Genomic DNA, 23,495 nt, shown 5'->3' with positions numbered 1-23,495 from the left:
CGCGCCTCCGCCGCCCCGCTCACTGGTGGGCGTGCAGCTGGACCGGCCCGATGTACGTCGTGGTGCCGGCTCGCAGCGTGAAGGAGCCGACCGGCGCTCCGAACCACCACGGTCCGTCGTGGGCGAGGACCAGGCCGAGGAACGACGGTCGGTCGAACGTGTAGGTGCCGGGTGCGAGGCCGGTGACCGTCACGTGGCCCTTATCGGTCCGCGGCCCGATCCGCGCGACGTCCCCGGCGGGGGTGACGGCTTGGCCGCTGACCTCGACGACTCCGGCACCGCCCGAGATGAACCAGGCCTTCAGCGTCGCCGGAGCGACCCCGTGCGACAGGTTCTGCACGCCGGACTGCCGCACGTCCACCGTCACCGGTGACGACGGCAGATGCGTGCGATCCCGCACGATCAACGGGTAGAGCCCCGGCACCAGCCCCTGCAGCGTGTAAGCGCCCGTCGTGCCGATGCTCGCCGTGCGGACGCCGGGATTGTCCGGCCCGGAGGCGACGGTGCCGGCGGTGGTGTCGTTCACGGTGCCGGACACGGTCAACGTGGGTGTGTCGAGGGTGATCGTGCCCGCTTCGGCGGCGGGCTCGGCGGACTCGGCCGTCGCGGACTCGGTCACGGCTGGTTCGGCCGAAGCCTCGGCGGTGACGGTCGTCGTGCCGTAGCGCGCCGTGGCGGGGTCGGCCGGGTCGTCGACCGCGTAGACATCGACCTGGCTGCCGTTCGGCAGGCCGCCGAGCTGGAACCGGCCGGTCGACGGATTGCTCATGCCCACCCGCAGCAGCGCGTGGGTGACCGAGTCCTCGGCGATCACGGTCGCCGCGCCCGCGACGCCCGCCACGGCTCCCGTGACCGTCCCGGCGGCGACCAGATCCTGATCCAGGTGCACGTCGGACCGCGCAGCGGTCACCGTGGCCGTCGCGACGGCCGGCCGATAGTCGTCGGAGGTCTGCGAGACGTCGGTGGGCGCGGAGTCGGCCGGCGCCGACGTCGGCGAGGTCGGCGTGGGCGTCGGCGTCGGTGACGAATCCGACGTGATCGGCGACGGGGTCTGCTGCGTCGGTACCGCGGTCGGTGCGACCGAGGCGGTGGACGACGATCGGCTGGGGGGCGGCAGCTGATACCGCCCGAAGTCGACCTCGTACACGCCGGAGTCCAGACCTGCGAACGAGTAGCCGCCGGTGGAGTCGGACGTCGTCCGGTCGACGAGCACGCCCGCGCGGACCAGCAGCACCGGCACCGGCGTGTCGATCGGGGCGCCGGAGGAGGTGAGCTGACCGCCGAGCGTCGCTCCCGGGGCCGGCGCGGGCAGCGCCGCGGTGACGGTCCGACCGGACCGGATCGTCACCTGCACGCGGCCGGGCACATCCGGGGAGGGCCGATCGGCGACGACCGTATAGCGGCCGGGGGCGAGGGGCTCGGAGGCGAACCGATCGCGCGAGTCGACGCCGAGGCGCTGCACGAGCGAGCCGTCGAGCCGGTACACCGCCAGCGGCCGCGCCGATGCCGCCCGCGGGGCCGCATCGGTGCCGATGATCCGGCCGGCCCGTTGGATCTTCAGGTCGATCGCGGCGCCGCCCAGCAGGTGCGCCGGCGTCGCGGCGGTGTAACCCTGATAGAGCGGCGATGCGTACGGGCGCGTCTCGGTCGCTCCGAGCAGGCCGCGGACGTACGCCTGAGCGCCGACCGTGGTGACGGTGGTGGGCGAGTCCGGATCCGTGCCCGCGAACAGGTACCCGTCCGTGGTGGACGGCAGCGGCAGTTGGAACCGGCCGGTCGTCGAGGTGCGAGTGGTGGCGAGCACACCGGCGTTCGCGCTCCAGAACCCGACCCGGATACCGGCGACCTCGCGCCCGTCGGCGTGCACGACTCCCTCGATCGGCGCCGTCGTCCCGGCACTGGCGGTGAGCGCCGGAACGAGGCCCGCACCGACGATCACGGCACCGATCGCCGCGATCGCCGCGGCGTCGCGCACCCAACCGGGTCGCCAGCGCGCTTGGACTCTGCTCACCGCGCTCACCTCCGTTCGGCGCCGGGGCGGCGGGTTCAGCCGGTCGCCACGCCCCCGCACGCGCCGCAGTCAGTCAAACACGGGCATGGGGATGCGCCCGAGGCCGGAGGCGGCGGTGCGCTCGTTCGCGTCAGCCGACGGAGGGACTGTGCCGACTCAGAACCGTGCCCGCTCCGCACGGAGCCGGCTCAGCGGCGCGGGACGAGGCGGTCGCGCACGCGCCGGGCGACGCCGCGGGCGCGTGCCCGGAGGGCGACGGCGCGCTTCGCCCGGCGCTCGGCCGCGGTCTCGATGCGGACCGGCAGCGCGCGCGCCGACAGGCCGAGGGGCCCGCCGTGATGTGCGACGTGCAGCACGAACGGGGCGATCAGCGGCACACCCGACGCCACCCGCGCCCACACCCGGTAGGTGCCCGAGCGCACCGCACCGCCCGCCTCCAGCCACGCCGCCTGTCCGGCGTCGCTATCAGCAACCGCAGTGGCATCGGTACCGGCATCGCCATCAGCACCGGCCGTGATCCGGCCGGTCAGGGTCGCGACGGGTGCGGCGAGCGGTCCGGGCTGCTCCGCGTGGGTCGACGTCAGCACCAGCTCCACCGGGGTCTCCCCCGGCCCGTGCACGTGCACCCCGGGCAGCGGCAGGCGGAAGCCGGTCGCGTCGCCGGTGACCCCGGCGAGGTCGGGGCGGCCGTCCTTCACGATGTTGCGCAGGCGCTGCTCGGTGTCGAGGCTCAGGTTGCCGGTCACGTTGGCGTAGGCGACCATCGGCCGGCCGTGCAGCAGTGCCGCCCGGGCGGGCTGGCGCGACCGCACGCCGCTGCCCCGGGACAGGCCGACCCAGCGGCTCGCGGCGTAGAAGTCCCAGATGGGCGCGTCCAGGGGACGCCCCGCGGCCGCGGTAGCGGGGTCGAGCACCGCGTGGGTCGTCCCGACGACGGTCACGGCGTCGTCGTCCAACGCCTCGAACCTCGCCGTCGGTGCGGTGGCGAGCTGCCAGGTGACGCGCTCGGTGCGGGAGCGGACCGCGAGCTGCAGCACGAAGGAGTCGAGCGAGTCGGTCACGTCGACCGCCTCCGGCGGCAGCGCCGCCAGCACCGCCTCCGGCAGATCGCGCAATATCCGTCCGCCCCGCCGCAGGAACCGCACCGGCGCGTCCTGCTGGTCCAGCCAGCGCGCCTCGACGTCGAGGTGCAGCCGCCCCTCCGACCAGCCGATCGCTGTGGCGCGGGCACGGTTCTTGACCTCTTTGTCCGCGACCTGCAGCTGCGTCAGCAGCGGCACCTGCTCGCCGCGCAGCAGCAGCGCGCGGGCCAACTCCGCGGGCCGCAGCAGCGGATCCCACTCAGGCGGGTAGTACCGGTCCTGGATGCGGCGGACGCGGACGAGCGCCAGCGCGGTCTCGTCCGGCGTCGCGGTGGGCAGGATGCCGCTGAACCGGCTGAGCACCCGATCGCGGTACTGCTGCAGCAGGGTCGCGCGGCGCGGCTCGGCGAGCTCCGGACCGCTCAGCGTCGCGTCGATGAAGGCCAGCAGGTCGTCCAGCCGGTCCCAGTACTCCGCCGTCGTCGGGCCGTAGCTCTTCGAGTTGTTGGTCGGGCTGGAGTGCCACAGGTAGAACGGCGTGTCCGCCAGCACGGCGACGCGCTGCGCGCGGGCGTAGGCCTCGACGTTGACGTAGATGTCCTCCCACAGCATCCGCCGCCCCTCGGGGAACCGGATGCCGTGCTCGGCGAGGAAGGCCCGGCGATAGAGCTTGTGCGGCACCATTGGGGACAGTCGATGAATGCCGCCCGCGGCATGCACGTCGGGCAGGTTGCCCTGCTCCAGGCTGGACATGCCCCACCAGACATCCGTCGTCTTCGACTCCTTGGGGCTCAGCAGGTCGGCGTCGGTCTCGGCCGCATACTCCGCCGCCCGGCGCAATGCGTCGGGATAGAGCGAGTCGTCGTGATCCATGAACATCACCCACTCGCCGCGCGCCAGGTCGGTCGCCACGTTGCGGGGGCGGCTCGGCCAGCCGGAGTTCTCGATGCGGTGGACGCGCATGTTGGGGCGCGACGACGCGAACGCCTGCAGGCGCGCGAAGGTGTCGTCGGGCGATCCGTCGTCGACGACGATCGTCTCGAACTGGTGCTGCGGCAGGGTCTGCGCGTCCAGGGAGGCGATGACGCGGTCGATGCCGTCGCCCGGCGCGTACGCGGCGATGATGACGCTGATCCTCGGCGTCTCGTCGATCACGCGGCTCTCCTCGGCGGCCGCATCCCGCCGGCGGGCCGCGAACCGCGAGTCAGGGTAGCGGCCGAGGGCGTCGCCCCGCCGCATCGGCATGTCGCGCGCCGCCGTACCGGCGTGCCGCGCCGGGCCGCCTCGCACCGGGTTCGCGCCCGGGTGCTGGATACACTCGAATCCGATGGCTTCGACGCGGCAGACCCTGGAGACGGTGGCGGTGGTGCTCGCGGGCGGCGTCGGCGTGCGCGCCGGGCTCGGCATGCCGAAGCAACTGGCCCGCATCGCCGGCAAGCCGATCATCGAGCACACCATCGCCGCGATCGACGCCTGCCCGGCGATCGACCGCATCATCGTGATGATGGAGCCGAATCACATCTCCGCGGTCACCGATCTGATCGAGACGGGCCGCTATCCGAAGCTGACGGGCGTCTTCGCGGGCGGGGAGACGCGCAACGACACCACGCGGCTGGCGCTCGACCAGTTGGGCGACACGGAGTGCAAGGTGCTCTTCCACGACGCCGTGCGGCCCTTCGTCGACGACCGCATCCTGCAGGACTGCGTCGACGCGCTCGACCACTACGGCGCGGTGGACACGGCGATCCCCTCCGCCGACACGATCATCCAGATCAACACCGAGACGAACGTGCTGGTCGACGTGCCGCCGCGCGCGCTGCTGCGCCGCGGCCAGACGCCGCAGGCGTTCCTGAAATCGACGATCACCCGCGCCTACGAGCGCGCCGGCAAGGATCGCAACTTCGTCGCCACCGACGACTGCACGGTTGTGCTGAAGTACACCCCCGACGTGGCCGTGGCGGTGATCGCGGGCTCCGACGAGAACATGAAGATCACCGAGGCGATCGACGTGTTCATCGCCGACAAGCTGTTCCAGCTGAAGTCGGCGGATCCGGAGGGGCTCAGCACGGCCGCCCGCGAGAAGGCGCTGGCCGACAAGACGATCGTCGTGTTCGGCGGCAGCGAGGGCATCGGGGCGGGCATCTGCGCCGCGGCCGAGCGGTTCGGTGCCACCGTCTTCTCCTACTCCCGCAGCGGCACGGGCACGCACATCCAGAAGCGCAAACACGTGGTCGCGGCCCTGCAGCAGGCGCACCAGGCGAGCGGCCGCATCGACTACGTCGTGAACTCCGCGGGCGTGCTCGACATCGGGGGCCTGGAGACCTTCAGCCCCGACGCGGTCAAGCGCACCATCAAGATCAACCTGCTGGGGCCCGTGATCATCGCCCAGGAGTCGCTGCCGTTCCTCAAGGAGACGAACGGCCAGCTGCTGTACTTCACCTCCAGCTCCTACACCCGGGGCCGCGCGAACTACGGCATGTACTCCGCCACCAAGGCGGCCACGGTCAACCTGACGCAGTCGCTCAGCGAGGAGTGGGCCGAAGTGGGCGTGCGCGTCAACTGCATCAATCCGGAACGCACCAAGACCGGCATGCGCACCAAGGCGTTCGGCGAGGAGCCGGAGGGTTCGCTGCTGTCGGCCGACGCGGTGGCGATGGCCTCCATCGACACACTGATCTCGCCGGTCACCGGCCAGATCGTGGACGTGCGTCGCCGCTCCTGACCCCGAGGAATTCAGGACGAATCGAGGTTCGGAGCCGGATCCGGCCCGCTTCCGCCTTCAGTTTGCGAATCGTCCTGAATTCTTGAGTCAGGCGACGGGGGCGGCGGCGGGGCGCAGGAAGGTGCGGCGGGCGGCCTGCGCGGCGAGCGCGTCGTCGACGGCCGCCTGGAAGCGGGCCTGGAACTGCAGCGGGTCGTACGGGCCCATCAGCTCCCGGCGGAGGACGGCGCGCTCCTCCGCCATCGTGTCGGCGGCGAGGGCGACCGTCAGCTGCCGGCGCAGGTCCGCGCCGCGCTCGGTCTCGAGCACCGTGCCGCCGCGCAGGGAGGGGTAGGCCTGCAGCATCTGCGCGGGCGTCCAGAAGGGGCGTGCGGGCACGGCGTACGGGCGGTCGAGTTCCACCGCGTCGGCCACCACCGGCGACACGTCGGTGATCACGAGGTCGGCGTGCGCCAGCGCCGACGGGGAGTCGTGGGGCGAGGCGACGAGGTGCGGCGCGCCGGCCTCGCGGATGCGCTCCGTCAGGCTCTCCAGCTCACGGGCGTATTCGGGCAGCCGCGAGCCGGTCGCCGGCGCCGGCGCCAGCACCACCTGCACGTCGGGCATCTTCAGCAGCGCCGAGACGATCCGCCGGGACACGGTGCGGAGCGACGACAGGTTCGTGGTCGTCAGCACGCTCTCCCAGGCCGGGGCGTAGACCACGGTGCGACGACGCCAAGCGCCGGCGTCGGCGACGTCCGGCTGGGGCGACGCCTCCCGGGCCACGAACGGCAGCGGCCCGATCTCGCGCACCCGGCTGTCGCGCACCCCGGTCAGCGGCGTCGCGTACCGCGCCCTGCCGAGCGGTCCCGCCACCCAGATCTCGTCGTACATGCGCGCGATCGGGCTGGAGTTCTCGGCCTCGTCGCTGTCGCCGTGCCCGATCAGCACGTCGTAGATGCCGGGGACGCGCAGCAGGTGGTTGTTGATGTTCGTGACGTCGCTCGGATACAGCGCGAGTTGCACGGAGCGCACCATGAACAGCTCCACGTCGGTGCTGAGCGGCGCGAACACGACCGGCAGTCCGGTGGCGGCCAGCGCATCCAGGTGCGTGGACTCGCGGGTGACGATCAGGCAGCGCTGCGTCAGCCAGCGCAGGGTCGGCGCCCAGTCGGCGGCCTGACCGGCGGTGCCGCGGCGGCCGCTGAAGTGCAGTACCACCTGCGGTGCGGCGTCGTCGATCGCGGCGCGGAGGGCGGCCCGCACGGCGTCGCGGCTGCGCCGGCTGGTCCAGGCAAGCACACTGCCGCGGACCAGCAGCAGGACGATGCACGCGGCGATCACCGTCAACGCTGCGACGACCGGGACGGCCCGATCGTGCAGCCACTCACCGAACGCCAGCCCGAGCGGCAGCACCAGGGTCAGCACCGCGAGCGCCACGCTCAGCTCGGGCTGTGGCCTGGCTGTCCGGGGCATCGGCAACCCGGGCACGTGCAGGTTGCGCCAGCTGACCGGGCCGCCGGCCCGGCGCCACTCGATGCGCCGGGTGAAGATGCCGTCCGCATCCCGTGTCAGGTGCAGCAGCACGAGGGCGGTGACGGCGAGCGCCACGAGCAGGGCGGGCAGGTGCGTGCGCGCCGCGAAGACCCCTACCAGCAGGTCGACGGACAGCAGGCGGAAGCGGGCGTTCAGCTGGTCGGCGAACAGGGCCGGCAACAGCTCCGGGGCGAAGCGGGTGAGTACCACCTCGGCGGCGACGAGCACGGCGGTCAGCAGCACCACGCCGATCGGCACCGGGCTGATGGCGCCGAGCAGCAGGCCGAGGTACGCGAGCCCGAGCCCCGCGGTGACGAGCACGCGGGCGGTGCGGTTCACGGGCCGCTCCGGACGGCGGCGCGCGCCTTGGACCGCTCGACGAACGCATCGACCTCCGTCAGAAACGCCTGCAACGGATCCGCCGCATCGCCGAGCAACCGCGTGGCGAGCAGGCTCCGCGGCTCGCGGCGCACGTCCGGACCCTGGGCGTCCGCGAGCGCGTCGGGCAGTTCGGTGAGGCGCGAGCCGAGCAGCACCGCGGCGCCGGCGGAGGGGAACGCGGTCGTGAACTGGTCGGCCGGCAGGTCCCGTCGATTGGTGACGATGTACGGCTTGCGCGATGCGAGGAAGTCGGTGATGACGCTGGAGATGTCGGTGATCAGCACGTCCGCCTCGTTGAAGGCCGCGTAGAGGGCGTTCGGGGTGTTCGGCACCAGCGTGGAGCCGCCACCGGCGCGGATGATGCGGGCCTCGATCGCGGTGCGCGCCCGCGCGGCCTCGGGCAGGCGGTGCCCGGTCAGCGGATGGGGTTTGAAGAGCACCCGGGCGCCGGCCGCCAGGGCGCCCTCCACGATCCGCTCCCCCATCGCGGCGACCGAGGAGTAGTCCGCCTCGTCGAAGAAGCCCTCCCAGGTCGGCGCGTAGAGCACCGTCAGCCGCCCGCGATGCTGCTGCGTGGGATCCGCCCGCTGGATCTCCGCCAGCTGCGGCCGGCCCACGGCCCGCAGCGCGGTCAGGTCGATACCCTCGTCGACGGCGCGGTAGCGGTCGATGGCCGCCTCGCCGGCGACCCAGATCTCGTCGTACATGCGGTTCAGCGGGCTGAAGCTACCTACCTTGTCGCTGTCGCCGTGGCCGATGAAGCAGTGCAGCGGACCCGGGATGCGCACCATCTCGTTGTTGCGCACGACGTTCGTGGGATAGAGCACGACCCGGACGGACGGGGGCACCACCCGCTCCATCGCGGCGACGGTCGGCACGACCACGAGCGGCGCGGTGATGGCGTCGAGGCCGGAGAGGTGGCCGCGCTCGCGCACCACGACGAGCACCGGCCGGCGCATCGCGTTGATCACGTCCGCCCACACCGCGAGCGCGTAGGTGCCGGAGGCGGGGGACGAGAAGTAGAAGACGACCTCGGGCTGCAGGGCGCCGACGGCCTCGACCGCCTGGGTGTCGGAGTCGCGCAGCGGCACGGTGCTGCTGCCCCAGGCCCGCCAGCCGAGCGCCACCACCAGCACGGCCGTGGCGAAGGTGATGACGGCGAGCGCCAGCGGCACGATCGGCACGCGCGACGCGGTGACGACGACCCCCGCGAACAGCACGCACTCGGCCGCGGCGAGCAGCCGCACGCCGTCGAGCGGCAGCACGGCCAGCACCGCGTCGGGCAGCGGCTGCGGCCCCTCCGTCGCCGTCGTCTCGTGCAGGTCGACCGGCAGGTTGCGCCAGGTGATCACGGTCGACTCACGACCGATGCGGCGGGCGGCGAGCGCGGCGTAGACCGTCAGGCACAGGTGCACGGTGATCAGCGCCGTGAAGACCGCGACCAGATCCAGGCGGGAGAGCCGGTCCACGGTGCCGGCGACCGCGACGATCACGGCGCCGGCGCGCACCAGGGAGCGGGCGGGCCGGTCGAGCAGCACCCGGCGGGCCAGCCGGCGCAGGTTGGCGGGCCGCTCACCGCGCACCACGTCGGCGGTCAGGCTGGGCAGCGCGAGCAGGACCGCGACGATCCACACGCCGGTGAGCAGCGCCAGGATCGCGCCGGCCACCGCGACCCCGACCAGCGCCAGGTCGGCGATGTCGCTCTGGCCCCGGCCGAAGCCGATCGGGGCCAGCCGCGGGGAGCGCCCCGCGGGTGCCGCCGCCCTCACGCGCGCAGGCGCGGCGACCGCGCGCACCCGCAGTCCGCTCACCGCGGCACCAGCCGCAGCCGCCCCCTCCGCCGGACGGATCCGGGCAGCGGGCTCACGGCGCGAGGGCGGGTCGCAGCGCCGGCGCGAGGGCGCTGTCGACCAGGGTGAGGGCGGAGGCGATCGCCATATGCATGTCCAGGTACTGGTACGTGCCGAGCCGGCCGCCGAAGTGCACGTCCGGCTCGTCGCGCGCCAGCTCGCGGTAGCCGAGCAGCCGTTCCCGGTCCGCCGGCCGGTTGACCGGGTAGTACGGCTCGTCGCCCGTCTCGGCGAACCGGGAGTACTCCCGCATGATCACCGTGGCGTCCTTCGGCGACGGCCGCTCCGGATGGAAGTGCTTGAACTCGTGGATGCGGGTGAACGGCACGTCGGCGTCGACGTAGTTCATCACCGGGGTGCCCTGGAAATCGCCCACCGGCAGCACCTCGCGAGTGAAGTCCAGCGTGCGCCACGACAGGTCACCCAGCCTCGAGCCGAAGTAGCGGTCCACCGGGCCGGTGTAGACCACCGGGACGGCGCCGACGGTCGCCTCGCGCGAGAAGGGCCCTGGATCGAAGAAGTCGGTGTCGAGCTGCAGCCGGATGCGGGGATGCTCGGCCAGGCGCGTCAGCAGGGCGGTGTAGCCGTCGGTCGGCAGGCCCTCGTAGGTGTCGTTGAAGTACCGGTTGTCGTAGGAGTAGCGCACCGGCAGCCGGCTGATCACGTCCGCGGGCAGCAGGGTGGGGTCGGTCTGCCACTGCTTGGCGGTGTAATCGCGCACGAAGGCCTCGTAGAGCGGGCGGCCGATCAGCGAGATCGCCTTCTCCTCCAGATTGCGCGGCGGCACGTCGCCGAGCTCCGCGGACTGCGCGGCCACCAGGGCGCGGGCGGCGTCCGGCGAGTGCGCGGCGCGGAAGAACTGGTTGATCGTGCCGAGGTTGATCGGCAGCGGAAAGACCTCGCCGCGGTGGTTCGCGTACACCCGGTGCACATAGCGGGTGAAGGTGGAGAAGCGGTTGACGTAGGCCCAGACCCGCTCGTTGGAGGTGTGGAACAGGTGGGCGCCGTAGCGGTGCACCTCGATGCCAGTGTCGGGGTCGAGTTCGCTGTACGCGTTGCCGCCCAGGTGATGGCGCCGGTCGATGACCGTCACCTGCAGTCCGTGCTGCTCCGCCATGCGCTCGGCGACGGTGAGTCCGAAGAATCCGGATCCCACTACCAGCAGGTCGGTCACGGGCACGCTCCGGCGGGGAAGGGATGGATGGGAGGGAGGGAGGGAGGAATGGAAAGGGATGGGAGGGAGGGACGGAAAGGGATGATGGAAAGGGATGTGGGGGCCGCGCTGAGTCGCGCGGGCAGCGCCGCCGCACGAGCGCGCGGTCGGCAGGTCGTGACGCTCATGCTAGTTCCGCGGGCAAGCACCTCTTCCGGCGCACGCCGCCCGGGGCGGATCAGCTCGTGCGGCCGCGGCGGAAGCCCCGCTGGATCAGGCTGCGGTACGACACTCGGCGCACCGCCTCGGGCAGCAGGCGGTAGGTGCCCCGCACGGCGACGTTGCGCAGGTACTGGCTGCCGGAGGTGAAGCCCGCGCCGTGCATCAGCGCCTGCAGGCGCAGCTCGGTGCGCAGCAGCTTCAGGCCGCCGCGACGACGGTAGGCGCCCGCCCCGATGCGATATTTGACGAGCGGCTCGGCCAGGTTGCCCACCCGGGCGCCGGCCTGCAGCATCCGCACGAACAGCCAGTAGTCCTCCATGGTGCCGACGTCCTGATAGCCACCCGCGGCCTGCACGGCGCGACGCCGGAAGACGATCGTCGGATGGTTGAAGGGGCTGTGGAACGGCGCGTACGCCCGGATCGCCTCCTCGGTCAGCGGAGGCACGCGGCGGCCCACGAGTACGTCCTCGTCGTCGACGAACTCCGACAGGCCGCTGCCGAGCAGGTCCAGGCCCGCGTCGACGGCGGGGATCTGCGCGGCGAACCGCTCCGGCACCGCCACGTCGTCGGCGTCCTGCCGGGCGACGATGTCGTGGGTGCAGGCCGCAAGGCCCGCGGTCAGGGCGCGGGCGAGCCCGACGTTCTGCGGCAGGGCCACCACCAGCACGGGCACGGGCGAGGCGGTGGGCAGCGCGTCCAGCACCGCCTGCAAGCCCTCCCCCACCGGCCCGTCGCGCACCACCACGACCTGGTCCGGCCGCAGCACCTGCTCCGTCACCGCGGAGGCGAAGCTGCGCGCCAACTGGTCGGCGTCGTCGCCGGCCCAGACCGGCAGCAGCAGCGAGAACGGGGAGGGCATGTGCGGCGCGCTCAGGCGCTCCTGCGGCGGAGCGCCTCCACCTGCACCACCTCGTCGCTCACGACGCCGAGCCCCGCGAGCACGTCGGCGTTCCGCCTGGGGCGCGCCCCCATGCCTGCGATCAGTCCGCGGCGCAGCTGTACCAGCAGGAAGCGGCGGTTCTTGGACTTGCGCACCGTCCGCGCCCAGCGCAGCACGGTGGAGGCGAGGTAGACGACCTTCTCCAGGGGATTCAGGCCGTGGCTGAACATCATCAGCCACACCTTGTTGCGCACCTCGTAGTAGAAGCGGGCGCCCGGGTCGGCGTCGGTGCTGACGCGTGCGCGGGTCTTGTGCACCACGACACTGCTCGGCACGTAGAGCCCGCGGCCGCCGCGCAGCATCCGGGTGGAGAACTCGAAGTCGTCGTTCCAGATGAAGTAGTCGGCGATGGGCAGGCCGGCCTCGCGCACCCGGTCGGCAGCGACGAGCATCGAGACGAACGAGGAGGAGCGCACGGCGGTCACGCCCCCCTGCGAGGCGGCGTGCAGCTCGCTGCGGCGGGCGAACGGCTTGGTGCGCGGCGTGTTCATGGGATGGTCGGCGCCGTCGGTCCACACCACGCGGCTGCCGGCGAGCACGACGCCGGGGCGGTCGGCGGCCGCCAGCAGGCGCTCCAGCGCGGTCGGCTGCGGCACGGTGTCATCGTCCATCAGCCAGATCCAGTCCGGCTCGTACCGCAGCAGGGCGACCGCGAGCCCACTGGCGAAGCCGCCGGCGCCGCCGGTGTTGCGCGGCAGGCGCACCACGTCGATCTCGGGCCAGAACTGCGTGGCGGCGTCGGCGGAGTCGTCGTCGGAGTGGTTGTCGACCAGCACCACCGCGGTCAGCGAGGCGGTCTGCGCCTTCAGCGCGGCGAGCGCCTCCAGCATCAGGTCGCGGCGGTTGTAGGCGACCACCACGGCGATGACGGAGACGGAGACGGCGCCGGCGTTCTCCACACCGGGGCTCGCCACGCCGGTGCTCGCCACGGTGAGCCCTCCGCATCCGCTCGCGGCAGGTTCGGGGACCGCGAAATCCGCGTCAGCATACCGAGGCGCCTCCGGGCCACCCCGGGTGGCCGGCATCGGCACTGTCGGGCCACCCCGGGTGGCCGGTGCGGGCACGGGCGGTACGGGTGCGGGCGGCGCGCTCATCGCGCGGTCGTCAGCGTCGCGCCGTGGGCGGCGGTCCAGCGGATCGAACCGTGGCTGAACACCTGCACGGTGACTCCCTTCACGACGTGCGCGCTGCCGGTCGGCCAGCCCAGCCGGCCCGCGGGGCCGCCGGCGGCGAGGAAGGCGGTCAGGATCGCTCCACGCACCGCGAACGTGCCGTGACTGCTCTTGAAGATCTGCCCGGATCGGAAGGTCTGGGCCGATCCGCCGTGCCCGGCGATGTGCACCCCGCGCGCGGTCGGCCAGCTGAGCGGGCCGGCCGGTCCGCCGCGCCGCAGGTACTCCGTCAGCACCGCGCCGCTGACCAGGTGCGCGCCGCCGGTGCTCGACCAGTAGATGGTGCCGCCGTCGAACCGCTGCGCGGAGCCGCCGCCGTGCGCGGTCGAGCTGCGGGCCGAGCCGAGGGGCCAGCCGAGGCCGCCCGCCACCCCGCCGTGCAGGGCGTACTCGGCGCCGATCGCTCCGACGACCGCGAACTGGCCCGCCTTGGACCGGTACAGCCCGCCGCCCTGGAAGGCCTGCGTGGAGCCGCCGCCGTGCGCACCGACCGCGGTCGCGTCCGACGTGGGCCAGCCGAGCGACCCCAGCGGCCCGTTCCGGCCGAGGTACTGGGTCAGGAAGACACCGGTGACCAGCCGCGCGGCCCCGCCGGTGGGCTGCAGCACGCGGCCGCTCTGGAACGTCTGGGTCACCCCGCCGCCGTTCGCCGCGACCGCCACGGCGTCGGACGTGGGCCAGCCCAGGGCGCCGCCCTGATAGCCGGCGGCGTGGTACCTGGTGCGGACCGTACCGGTGACCGAGAAGACGCCCGCCTTCGAGGAGAACACCTTGCCGGACTGGAACGCCTGCACGGTGCCGCCGCCGTGGCTCTTGCTGGTCGCCACTCCGCCGGCCGGCCAGCCGAGCGCCCCGCCCGGGCCGCCGCGCTGCCGGTACTCGGCCAGTACCGCGCCGGTCACGAGTCGTGTGCCGGCCGCGGAGGAGTAGACGGTGCCGCCCACGAAGGTCTGCGACAGACCGCCACCGGCGGCCGCAACGGCCACCTGGTTGGCGGTCGGGCTGCCGAGTGCCTTCTGCGCGGCGGCGCTGAGCCCGTGCACGAGGTCGCCGATCGCGCCGGTCGCCACATAGTGGGTGGAGCCGAACCACTCGGTGAAATAGAGGAAGAAGTTGCGGTTGCCGTACGCCCCGCAGGGTGCGGTGCCGAAGCCGGCCGCCAGCGCGCCCGCGTTCGGCGTGTAGGGCGTGTAGTAGTACAGGCTCGCGGTCGCCTTGTTCTTGATGATGATGTCCTTCGAGCCGCAGGAGGCGCTCGGGCTGTACTGCACGTGGCTCGGCCGGCCGACCGGATACCAGCTGAAGAACGCGCTGGTCCCGGGCGGCGAGGTGTACCGCTTGAACGCCCACGCCGCCATGTAGACCTGGTTGAAGAAGCCGTAGTAGGTGCTGTCGCAGGCCGCGGTGTCCGGGCAGCCGTAGCCGGTCGCGATGCGGTACTGCCCGGCGGTCGGCGCGGCGTTCGTGACCAGTCCCTGCTCCTTCTGCAGGGTCACGATCAGCGACTGCGGATTCACGCCGCACGCCAGGCCGACCCTCGCGATGATCGTCGCCGCGGACTCGTTCGCGGCGCCGGTGTACTGCGCGCACATCGGGTCCGCAGCACGGGTGGTGGTCGTCTGCTGGTACGACTTCAGGCACGTGGCGCCGGCGCGGCAGTTCGGCGCCATCGCGTTCAGGAACGTCTGGATCTGCGCCGCGGTCATCGTGGTGGGGTTGAACATCACCTCGTCGCTGATGATGTCGCCCGCGTCGAAACGCTGCGCGATCGCACCGACGTCGTCGGCCTGCGCCGCCGTCGGCGCGGTGAAGGCCCCCGCTACCACGGCGAGGACGGCGACCAGAGCGAGCAGCAGGCGACCGCGACGCAGTGCTCGATTCCGCCGCGGTGCACGACCGCGGCTCACAGCGTGACCGTGACCGTGCGGGGAGCGGACGTACCGCCCGACCGCGCGGAGGCGTAAACGACCACGACCTTCCAGCGCCCGGCACTCAGCTGCGAACCCGGGATGCGCAGCGGCTCGCACCCCGTCGCCTGGGCGGTGGCGCTCGCCTGCGCGGTCACGGTGCGGCTCACGCCGCCGCTCGTCGCGGTGACGGTACAGGTGCCGCCCTGCTCGACCACGCCCGGCACCACGGCGCCGACCTGCAGCGTCGCGGCTGCGGCGTCCCAGTCCGCGCTCGTGATGAACGGCTGCACGGCACGAACCGGCTTCGCGATCGGAGTCGAGGAGGCACTCGACACCGGAGTCGCCGCATCCGAGGGCACGGCGCTGCTCGCCGATGCGGATACGGACGGCGCCGCGCTCGGCGCGTCCGACGGTGTCGTCGGGTCGACGACGGTCGTCCCGGTCGGCGCCGGAGTCGGCTGCGGCGCCGACCCGATCGAGCATCCGGCCACCGTCGCCAGCAGCGCTCCCCCGAGCAGTGCCACAGCGACGGGACGGCGAAGCGATGTCCACACGTGTTCCCCCACCTCCGAGATGGTAGGTGGGACCCACGAGGCGGCCGGCCCCGCCCCCGGTGTGTCCGGGTTCGCCACGTCCCCCAGAGCGGGGGCCGAGCGGTGGGGCGCGTGTACGGTGAGGCCGTCATGAGCTGGATCGCGGCTGCCGGAGCGATCGGCGTCGCAGCCGCACTCGTGCTGCTGCCCGGCCTCGCGGTCGCCGTCGCCCTGCGCCTTCGCGGCCTGACCGCACTCGCCCTCGCCGGCCCCCTCGGCTACGCCGTGCTCGGCGTGTCCGGGGTGCTGTTCGCCCTCGTCCACGTGCGGTTCGGCTGGTGGTCGCCGATCACGGTCGGCGCGCTCGCCGCCGTGCTGGTGCTCGCCCTGCGGCGACTGCTCGGCGGGAAGCGCGAGCGCGACCTGCCCCCCGCAGACACCTGGCGGGCGGCGGCCGTGCTGCCGGTCGTCGCCGCCGCGCTGGTGTCCAGCGTCGCCATCGGCGTGCTCGCGTTCGGGGCCGTCCCCCATCCGGAGCGCATCAGCCAGACCTACGACGCGGTGTTCCACCTGAACGCGGCCCAATCGATCCTGCAGGACGGCAACGGCTCGTCGCTGCAGCTGTACACGCTGGTGCACCCGACGAAGACGTTCTCGTTCTACCCGGCGGTCTGGCACGACCTGGTCGCCGCGACCGCGCTGGCGGCCGGTGTGCCGGTGACGGTCGCGACGAACGCCGCGTGGATCGCGACGGCCGGGCCGGTCTGGTCGCTCGGCTGCGCGTTCCTGGCGGCCACGCTGTTCGGCCGGGTCGGGCTGCGCGGCGGAACGGCATCGCACCGCACGGCGGTCGCGGCAGCGGCGGCGCTGCTCGCCTCCGGCTTCACCGCCTTCCCGTACCTGCTGCTCGACTTCGGGACGCTCTATCCGAACGGGCTCGCCTACACGACCCTGCCCGTGGGCCTGGCCCTCACCGCGCTCGCGCTGCCCTGGGCCAGCAGTGCGCCGTGGCGGCCGGACGGACCCGCGCCCCGCTTCCGCATCCTGGTGCTGCTCGCCGCCTGGGGGGTGGCTGCTGGATTCGCGCATCCGCGCTCCATCGTGGGGCTGCTGGTGCTCGCGCTGCCCCTGACGGTCGCCTGGTTCAGCGGTCGGGTGCGGGCGACCGCGGCGTCAGGCTCACGGGGGCGGCGGCGAGCACGGATCACGGTGCTCGCCGTCGTGGTGGGAGTGCTGCTGCTCGCAGCGGCTGCCACCGTGTTCGTCTACCACTACTACGACGTGGCGAACCGGCCGGTGGCGGATCATCTGAACGGCGGGCCGGCCCGAGCCCGCGAGCCGCTGTGGCAGGCGCTGCTGCAGGGCCTGCTCTCCACCTCGCTCGTCTCTCCATCGCTCGAACCGCTGCCGATCCCGCTGCTACTCGCCGTCGTCGTGCTGCTCGGCCTCGTCGCCCTGCTGCTGCGCCCGGGCCTGCGCTGGCCTGCGGTCGCGTACCTGATCGTCGTCGTGCTGTATGCGAGCGCGGCGGGCAGCGACAGCGACCTGGCGAAGGTGCTGACCGGACTGTGGGACAAGGACAAGTTCCGCATCGTGGCGCTGCTACCCACCCTCGGCGTCCCAGTGGCCGCGTGGGCGGTGGTCGCCGGCGCCGGCGAGCTGACGCAGGTGGTGCGCCGGCCCCGCCTGCGCCGCATCGAGCCCGGCAGACGAACCCTGATCGCGGTCGGTGCCGCCCTGACCGTGCTCGTGGCGGTCAGCGCGTGGGCCGGCGGGCCGATGGGCGACATGCGGGCGGCCATCGGCCAGGTCTTCTCGCTGCCGACCAGCGACAAGAACGACCTGCTGATCGACGCCGACCAGACCGCGCTGCTGCAGTCGGTCGGCCGCTACGTGCCGGCCGGCCAGGTGATCATCGACGACCCGTGGAACGGCTCTGCGCTGGCCTGGGCGCTCGGCGGCAGGCAGACCCTGTTCCCCCACCTCGGCGGCTACTGGGGCAAGTCGCGCGCGACCATCGCCAAACACCTGAACGCCTACAAGACCAACCCGAAGGTGTGCACGGCCGTCCGCAAGCTCGACCTGCACTGGGTGGTCTCCGACAAGCAGAAGCTGTACGGCGGATCGAAGGAGGCGAAGGCGTTCAAGGGCATCGACAAAGCCGTCAAGGGCAAGGGCGTGCTGAAGGTCGCCTCGGTCGGCTCCTCCGCCCTCTACCGCCTCACGGCCTGCTGGCCGCCGGGCACCTGAGCGGAGCATCCGGGCCGCGCGTCAGCGCTGGAAGGCCTGCACCAGGGTCAGCACCGCCTGCACGCTGCGGGCGCCCACCAGGCCGATCAGGTAGACGACGGCCGCGAAGGCCCAGAACCGGTTCACGGTCAGCAGCCATTTGGCGCCGCGGTAGGCCAGGGCGGTGATCAGCGGGACCACCGCGACCAGCACCGGCAGGTTCGGTCCGACGACGGCCAGGTCGCCGGAGAACGCCCACCAGATCGAGAAGAGCAGGAGCGTCAGGCCGGCCGCCCAGAGCTCCACGGGCAGTCGGCGAGCGATCACCGTCAGGGGCGCCCCGTGCTCCTCCGGACGCGGCACGGCGAAGTAGCGCACCACCCCGGTGCCGGCGGCCAGGAACAGGAAGACGACGAGGCCGACGGTGACCGCCAGCGGCAGGTGCCACGCGGAGAAGGTGATCGCCTGCTGCTGCAGCCAGCCCACGAGCGGATGCGGAGTGAATTCGGCCAGCAGCAGTTGCGCCCGGTCCGCGTAGCCGGCGGGTCCCAGGTCGACCAGCCACAGCAGCTGCCCGAGCACTGCCGGGACGAGGAAGACGCCGGTGGTCGTCGCGATGTCGGTCAGCCGGGCACGCCGGGCTAGGCCCCGGGGGGCCGGAAAGAGTGCGAGGGCGATCAGGAAGGCGGGCAGCGCCAGCACGATCAGGCCGTCGGCGAGTGTGGCGGCGCCGAGCACCGCGGCGGCGGCCGCCCGGTGCCGCGGCACGAGCACCAGCGCCGCGGCCAGCAGCGCGGCGGCGATCCAGCCACCGGTCGCGACCGACGGGCCGTAGATGACCGTGAGCGGCTGGTCGGCCCGCAGGTTCAGCGCCAGGACCGCGAACACCGCCGCCATCCCGGCCCAGCGGCCGGCGATGCGGGCCCCGAGCACGTACAGCGACACGAGCAGCAGCGCCGTGAACGGCAGGGTCAGGGCGCGGGCCACCTCGACGGGAAGGTGCAGCAGGGTCAGGCTCTGCTGCTCCTCCGCGGTCACGGGGGCGATGACCAGCGTCGCGAAGAACACGGTCGCGTGCACGGTGATGAGTACGGCGAACAGGGCGACGAACAGCACGTCGGTGCGGGTGCGGCGGTCGGCGTCGAACGCCCGGGCGCGGGGGCGCCACAGGACCTCGGGAAGCACGGGTGCAGCGTAGTCCGTCGCCGACGGGCCGCTTCGGCGGCGCCGCCGCGCCGAGGAATTCAGGTGATGTCGAGGTCTGCAGGCGCGACACGCCGCGGAAGCAGCCGCAATCCTCGGGATCACCCGAATTCCTCGGCTGCTGCGGAGCCCGGACTCAGTGCTGCAATCAGTGCCGCAGTCAGCGCAGGGCGGTCTTCACCAGGCGGTGGATTGCGGCGTAGTCCGGGTGGGACGGGTGCGGCACGGTGGGCGGCGTCAGTTCCAGCGTGTGGATCTTCGCCGACCGCGCCTTGACCGCCAGGCCGGTGAACTCCCCCAGCAGACCCTGAGGGATGTCCGTCTTGACCGCCGCGGAGCCGGCCTTCGTGATCGCCTCGAACTTGAGCAGCACCGTGGCCGGACTGGCCTGTTTCAGCAGGGCGGTCTCCAGCTCACGCTGGCGGCGCATGCGGTCGTAGTCGCTGGTGGAGTGCCGGCTGCGTGCGTACCAGAGCGCCCGGTTGCCGTTCAGGTGGTGCGTGCCCTTCTCGATCCAGGCATGCACGCCGGTGAGGGTGCCGTTCGCCGTCACGCCGCCGCCAATCGGCAGGCGCTGCCGCACGTGCACCGTGACGCCGCCGAGGGCGTCGATCAGGTGCTCCATCGCGCCCATGTCGACCAGCAGGTAGTACTGGATGTGGATGCCGAGCGCCCCCTCCACCGCCTCCCGGGTCGCCTCGATGCCGGGTGAGGAATGCGCCGCGGCGGCGTGCGGATACAGCGACCGCTTGTACAGCTCCGCCTCGGTGTAGATGGAATTGAGCATGCAGACGTCCACGTCGCAGTGGTTGTCGGTGCCGTAGCCCTGCGGGTAGAGGGTGCGCATCGGGGAGCCCTTGGCGAAGGGGATCTCGTCCAGGTCGCGCGGCAGGCCGATCATCGTGGTGGCGCCGGTGATCGCGTCGACGCTGACGACCGAGATGCTGTCGGGTCGCAGGCCCAGGCGCCCCGCACCGGCGTCGCCGCCGAGCAGCAGCACGTTGTAGCGTCCGCCGGCCGGCAGCGCGTAGCGGGTGCCGCCGAACACGTGCCCGATCGTGCCGCGGGCGACGCCCGCCAGGTAGGCGCCCCAGGCGGTGCCGCCGCTGCCGATCACCAGCGCGAGGGCCAGCACCACGGTGACCGCCGGGCGGGCCGCCGGCCGCAGGCGCACCACGCGGGCCAGCCGAAGCGTGTCGAGCGTCAGCACCAGCCAGAAGATCGCCCAGGCCGCGAGCAGCACCTGCAGCACGGTGAGTCCCGGGCCGGTGGTCGGCAGGGTCAGCAGCAGGCCGGGCAGCACGAACCAGAGCACGACGGCGACTGCGGCGGCGAGCCACAGCAGCAGCCACACCGCCAGCGCGAACCGGCCCAAGCGCCGGCTGCCCGCGACCACCTGGGCGCCGCCCGGCACGAGCAGGTGCAGGCCGACCAGCCACCATGCCCGATGGGTCATGAATGCCGCGTCGCGCAGGTCGGGGCGGCGGAGGTCGGCACCGGCGGGGCGCGCTGCACGGGCGCCGCCCGCGGCGATGGCGGTCACGGTCTCCTCGGCCCTGCCACGGCTGCTCAGCCCTGTTCTGCGGCGAGGGCCGCGTCCTTCGCCGCCACCTGGCGCTCCAGGTCCGCGGCGTACTCGGCCAGCGCGGCGGTCAGGTCCGGGTCGGCGATACCGAGGATGCGCAGGGCCAGCAGGGCGGCGTTCGCCGCGCCCCCGATCGACACGGTCGCCACCGGCACCCCGGTGGGCATCTGCACGATGGAGAGCAGCGAGTCCAGGCCGTCCAGCCGCGCGAGCGGCACGGGCACGCCGATCACGGGCAGGGTCGTGGCGGCGGCGAGCATGCCGGGCAGGTGCGCGGCGCCGCCCGCGCCCGCGATGATCACCCGCAGGCCGCGCCCCTCCGCATGGGCGGCGTAGTCGAGCATCGCCCGCGGGGTGCGGTGAGCGGAGACGACCCGGGCCTCGAAGGGCGTGCCGAACTGGCGCAGCATCGAGGCCGCGGCCTTCATCACCGTCCAGTCGGAGTCGCTGCCCATGACGACGCCGACGAGCGGCGCTGTCTCAGCCGGCGCTGCATCGAGCGACGCCGTCCCGTCGGGCGAGGCGTCGGCGCCCGAGGCGTCGGCAGTCGGGGCGGCGCTCGCTGCACCGGGGGGCGAGGTGCCCTCCGCCTCGTGTGCGCCTGCCACGCTCACGACTGTACGGGCGGATCCGAGAAGAACGCGGCCGCCGCGCGCGCCTGGAACACGGCCTCGTCCAGCTCCGTCGCACTCGCGGTCACGTGCCCGATCTTGCGCCCGGGGCGCGGCTGCTTGCCGTATCGGTGCAGCTTGACCGTCGGATGCTGGGCCAGCATGCCCGGGACCCGGGCGTCCAGGTCGCCGTCGGCGGGGCCGCCCAGCAGGTTGACCATGACGCTCCAGTCGTCGCGGGGGGCTGTGGAGCCGAGCGGCAGGTCGAGCACGGCCCGCAGGTGCTGCTCGAACTGGCCGGTGACGGCGCCGTCCATGCTCCAGTGGCCGGAGTTGTGGGGCCGCATAGCCAGCTCGTTGATCAGCAGCCGCTCGTCGTCGGTCTCGAACAGCTCGACCGCCAGCATCCCGGTGACCTCGAGCGCCGCGGCGATCGTGACGGCGATATCGGCGGCGGCATCGGCTACCCGGCCCGCCGATCGGGGTGCCGGCGCGATCACCTCCGCGCACACCCCGTCGCGCTGCACCGTCTCGACCAGCGGGTTCAGGGCCGTCCCGCCGGACGGGCGGCGGGCGACCTGCTGGGCCAGCTCGCGGCGGAACGGCACGAGCTCCTCGGCGAGCAGCGGAGCGGCGCCCAGCCAGTCGGCGACGTCCGCGGCCGCTGTGACGACCCGCACACCGTGGCCGTCGTAGCCGCCCCGCGGCGTCTTCACCACGGCGCGACCGCCGACCGCGGCGATGAAGGCTGTCAGGTCGTCGGCCGAGTCGACGCGCGCCCAGACCGGCTGCGGCAGGCGCAGCGCCGCCATCCGCTCGCGCAGCAGCAGCTTGTCCTGCGCGACCGCGAGCGCCTGCGGGCCGGGGCGCACCGCGACACCCGACGCGACGAGCTGCTGCAGCGCCGCCTGCGGCACATGCTCGTGATCGAAGGTGACGACATCCTTGTCGCGGGCGAACGCCAGCACGGCCTGCGCGTCATCCGCGGCGCCGATGCTCGTGACGGCGATCGCCGCCGCGGCTCCCGGGGCCTCGCCGAGCACCTCGATCTCGACGCCCAGTTCGATGGCCGCCGGTACCAGCATGCGAGCGAGCTGGCCGCCGCCGATCACTCCGACCCGCATGTGCAGCGCCTCCACCCTCCGAGCCCGCACGTACACTGCCGCAAGTGCCCGGCAGTCAGGGCCATCGCCGGTCCAGTCGAGCCGGCCTGCAGCGACGAAGAGAGCGTATGCGCACCGTCACCTCCTCCGCACTCGTGCGGCAGCTGGTGAAGTTCGCACTGGTCGGCGGGGTCGGCTTCGTGGTGGACGTCACGCTGTTCACGACGCTGCGGGTGACGGTGCTGGCGCCGGAGCGGCTGCACGAGGGGCCGCTGATCGCGAAGGTCATCTCCACCCTGGCGGCGATCGCGGCGAACTGGCTGGGCAACCGCTACTGGACCTTCGGCCCGCATCGCAGCACCCGCAGCGGCGCGGAGGCGCTGGAGTTCCTGGCGGTCAGCCTGCTGGGCCTGGTCGTGGCGGTCGGCTGCCTGTGGGTGTCGCACTACCTGCTGGGCTACACGAGCACGCTGGCCGACAACCTCTCCTCGAACGTCGTCGGCCTGCTGCTCGGCTCGATCCTGCGCTTCGCGCTCTACCGCCACTGGGTGTACGCGCCCAGCCGCCGAAACCGGATCGCCCGGCCCGCGCCCGGCCAGGTCGCTCCGGGCACGGCGGCGCTACCGGAGTAGCAGCGCGAGGCCACAGGTACCGCGCGACTCGGTGGCACCGTCGCGGCAGCGCGTCGCGTCAGTTGACGAAGGGGCGACGCGTCGTCGGCCGCATCGAGGCGGTGCCGACCGCGGAGCCGATCAGGTCCGAGACGGCGCGGCGCACCAGTTTGGGGCGAGGTACGTCGCGCAGGATCATCGTCCCGGCGGCGCCCGCGTGCACGATCACGTCGCCGCCACCCGCGAGGAGCTGCAGGGCGTTGCGCCGCACCGTCACCTGGGCACCGTGGCCGAGCACGAACTCGGTGCGCTGGCGCACCACGAAGCCCTGCTTGACGATCAGCCGCCGCGTGGTGATGAGCGTCACCCGGTTCGCCCAGGTGATCAGCGGCATGAAGCAGAGCAGCACGACCAGCGCTGCCGCGACGATCGGCAGCGCCGTGTTCATCCACGGTGCCGGCAGGCGTTGCCAGAAGTAGCCGGTCGCACCGCAGATCGCGATGAACAGCAGCGACGGCCACACCAGCCGGCGGCCGGAGCGACGCAGTCGCACCAGCACCTGCTCGGTGGCGTCCCGCGCTGGCGCGGAGGGCAGCTGCTCGGTGCGCGGGCGGTCGTCCGTCCGTGAGCGCTCTGTGGATGAGCGCTGCGTGGATGAGCGC

General features: G+C 73.0%; 17 protein-coding genes. 3 read left to right on the top strand and 14 right to left on the bottom strand.

Annotated features, from left to right (window positions below; genetic code table 11):
* Positions 1 to 19: 19 nt before the first annotated feature.
* Positions 20 to 2,011: a hypothetical protein gene (locus tag ACFE7H_RS03250; protein WP_375399776.1), complete on the bottom strand. Its 1,992-nt coding sequence runs from the start codon at positions 2,009 to 2,011 to the stop codon at positions 20 to 22.
* A 188-nt stretch (positions 2,012 to 2,199) separates the two neighbouring features.
* On the bottom strand, positions 2,200 to 4,338 hold the full coding sequence (locus tag ACFE7H_RS03245) for a glycosyltransferase family 2 protein (RefSeq protein WP_375399775.1): 2,139 nt from the start codon (positions 4,336 to 4,338) through the stop codon (positions 2,200 to 2,202).
* Between the two features lie 82 nt (positions 4,339 to 4,420).
* On the opposite strand from ACFE7H_RS03245, the gene ACFE7H_RS03240 reads away from it, so the two are divergent.
* Positions 4,421 to 5,815, top strand: coding sequence for an SDR family NAD(P)-dependent oxidoreductase (locus ACFE7H_RS03240; protein ID WP_375399774.1), 1,395 nt, complete (start codon positions 4,421 to 4,423; stop codon positions 5,813 to 5,815).
* A gap of 87 nt (positions 5,816 to 5,902) precedes the next feature.
* Here the strand turns inward: ACFE7H_RS03240 and ACFE7H_RS03235 are convergent, their stop codons facing one another.
* From ACFE7H_RS03235 to ACFE7H_RS03205, 7 genes are all read right to left on the bottom strand, one after another.
* On the bottom strand, positions 5,903 to 7,669 hold the full coding sequence (locus ACFE7H_RS03235) for a hypothetical protein (protein ID WP_375399773.1): 1,767 nt from the start codon (positions 7,667 to 7,669) through the stop codon (positions 5,903 to 5,905).
* Entirely contained in the window at positions 7,666 to 9,522 is a 1,857-nt protein-coding gene (locus ACFE7H_RS03230; protein WP_375399772.1) for a CDP-glycerol glycerophosphotransferase family protein, read from the bottom strand. Before ACFE7H_RS03230 ends, ACFE7H_RS03235 begins: the two co-directional genes overlap by 4 nt.
* Positions 9,523 to 9,574: 52 nt before the next feature.
* The gene (gene glf, locus ACFE7H_RS03225; protein WP_375399771.1) at positions 9,575 to 10,735 is read right to left on the bottom strand and encodes a UDP-galactopyranose mutase; all 1,161 of its coding nucleotides are present in this window, start codon (positions 10,733 to 10,735) and stop codon (positions 9,575 to 9,577) included.
* Between the two features lie 217 nt (positions 10,736 to 10,952).
* Positions 10,953 to 11,795, bottom strand: coding sequence for a glycosyltransferase (locus tag ACFE7H_RS03220; protein WP_375399770.1), 843 nt, complete (start codon positions 11,793 to 11,795; stop codon positions 10,953 to 10,955).
* Positions 11,796 to 11,806: 11 nt separating this feature from the next.
* Positions 11,807 to 12,805, bottom strand: coding sequence for a glycosyltransferase family 2 protein (locus ACFE7H_RS03215; RefSeq protein WP_375399769.1), 999 nt, complete (start codon positions 12,803 to 12,805; stop codon positions 11,807 to 11,809).
* A 161-nt stretch (positions 12,806 to 12,966) separates the two neighbouring features.
* Positions 12,967 to 14,955, bottom strand: a complete 1,989-nt coding sequence (locus ACFE7H_RS03210) for an LGFP repeat-containing protein (protein ID WP_375399768.1) — start codon at positions 14,953 to 14,955, stop codon at positions 12,967 to 12,969.
* Complete coding sequence (locus ACFE7H_RS03205) at positions 14,952 to 15,524, bottom strand: hypothetical protein (RefSeq protein ID WP_375399767.1); 573 nt, start codon at positions 15,522 to 15,524, stop codon at positions 14,952 to 14,954. Before ACFE7H_RS03205 ends, ACFE7H_RS03210 begins: the two co-directional genes overlap by 4 nt.
* A 117-nt stretch (positions 15,525 to 15,641) precedes the next feature.
* Here ACFE7H_RS03205 and ACFE7H_RS03200 point away from each other — a divergent pair, with 117 nt between their 5' ends.
* Entirely contained in the window at positions 15,642 to 17,741 is a 2,100-nt protein-coding gene (locus ACFE7H_RS03200; protein WP_375399766.1) for a DUF6541 family protein, read from the top strand.
* A 21-nt stretch (positions 17,742 to 17,762) separates the two neighbouring features.
* Here the strand turns inward: ACFE7H_RS03200 and ACFE7H_RS03195 are convergent, their stop codons facing one another.
* From ACFE7H_RS03195 to ACFE7H_RS03180, 4 genes are all read right to left on the bottom strand, one after another.
* Positions 17,763 to 18,905 (bottom strand): hypothetical protein, encoded by a 1,143-nt coding sequence (locus ACFE7H_RS03195; protein WP_375399765.1) that lies wholly within the window; start codon positions 18,903 to 18,905, stop codon positions 17,763 to 17,765.
* A 178-nt stretch (positions 18,906 to 19,083) separates the two neighbouring features.
* Positions 19,084 to 20,466 (bottom strand): LCP family protein, encoded by a 1,383-nt coding sequence (locus tag ACFE7H_RS03190; RefSeq protein ID WP_375399764.1) that lies wholly within the window; start codon positions 20,464 to 20,466, stop codon positions 19,084 to 19,086.
* A gap of 26 nt (positions 20,467 to 20,492) precedes the next feature.
* Positions 20,493 to 20,963, bottom strand: coding sequence for a 5-(carboxyamino)imidazole ribonucleotide mutase (gene purE, locus ACFE7H_RS03185; protein ID WP_375399938.1), 471 nt, complete (start codon positions 20,961 to 20,963; stop codon positions 20,493 to 20,495).
* A gap of 155 nt (positions 20,964 to 21,118) precedes the next feature.
* On the bottom strand, positions 21,119 to 22,249 hold the full coding sequence (locus ACFE7H_RS03180) for a 5-(carboxyamino)imidazole ribonucleotide synthase (RefSeq protein ID WP_375399937.1): 1,131 nt from the start codon (positions 22,247 to 22,249) through the stop codon (positions 21,119 to 21,121).
* Between the two features lie 101 nt (positions 22,250 to 22,350).
* Here ACFE7H_RS03180 and ACFE7H_RS03175 point away from each other — a divergent pair, with 101 nt between their 5' ends.
* Positions 22,351 to 22,854 (top strand): GtrA family protein, encoded by a 504-nt coding sequence (locus tag ACFE7H_RS03175; RefSeq protein ID WP_375399763.1) that lies wholly within the window; start codon positions 22,351 to 22,353, stop codon positions 22,852 to 22,854.
* A 58-nt stretch (positions 22,855 to 22,912) separates the two neighbouring features.
* Here ACFE7H_RS03175 and ACFE7H_RS03170 read toward each other — a convergent pair whose 3' ends face one another.
* Positions 22,913 to 23,386 (bottom strand): PH domain-containing protein, encoded by a 474-nt coding sequence (locus ACFE7H_RS03170; RefSeq protein ID WP_375399762.1) that lies wholly within the window; start codon positions 23,384 to 23,386, stop codon positions 22,913 to 22,915.
* Positions 23,387 to 23,495: the final 109 nt, after the last annotated feature.

The sequence above is a fragment of the uncultured Amnibacterium sp. genome (genome assembly GCF_964250715.1).
Lineage (GTDB): Bacteria > Actinomycetota > Actinomycetes > Actinomycetales > Microbacteriaceae > Amnibacterium.
Note: the sequence above shows the minus strand (reverse complement) of the source record. Positions and strands in the feature narration are given on the sequence as shown.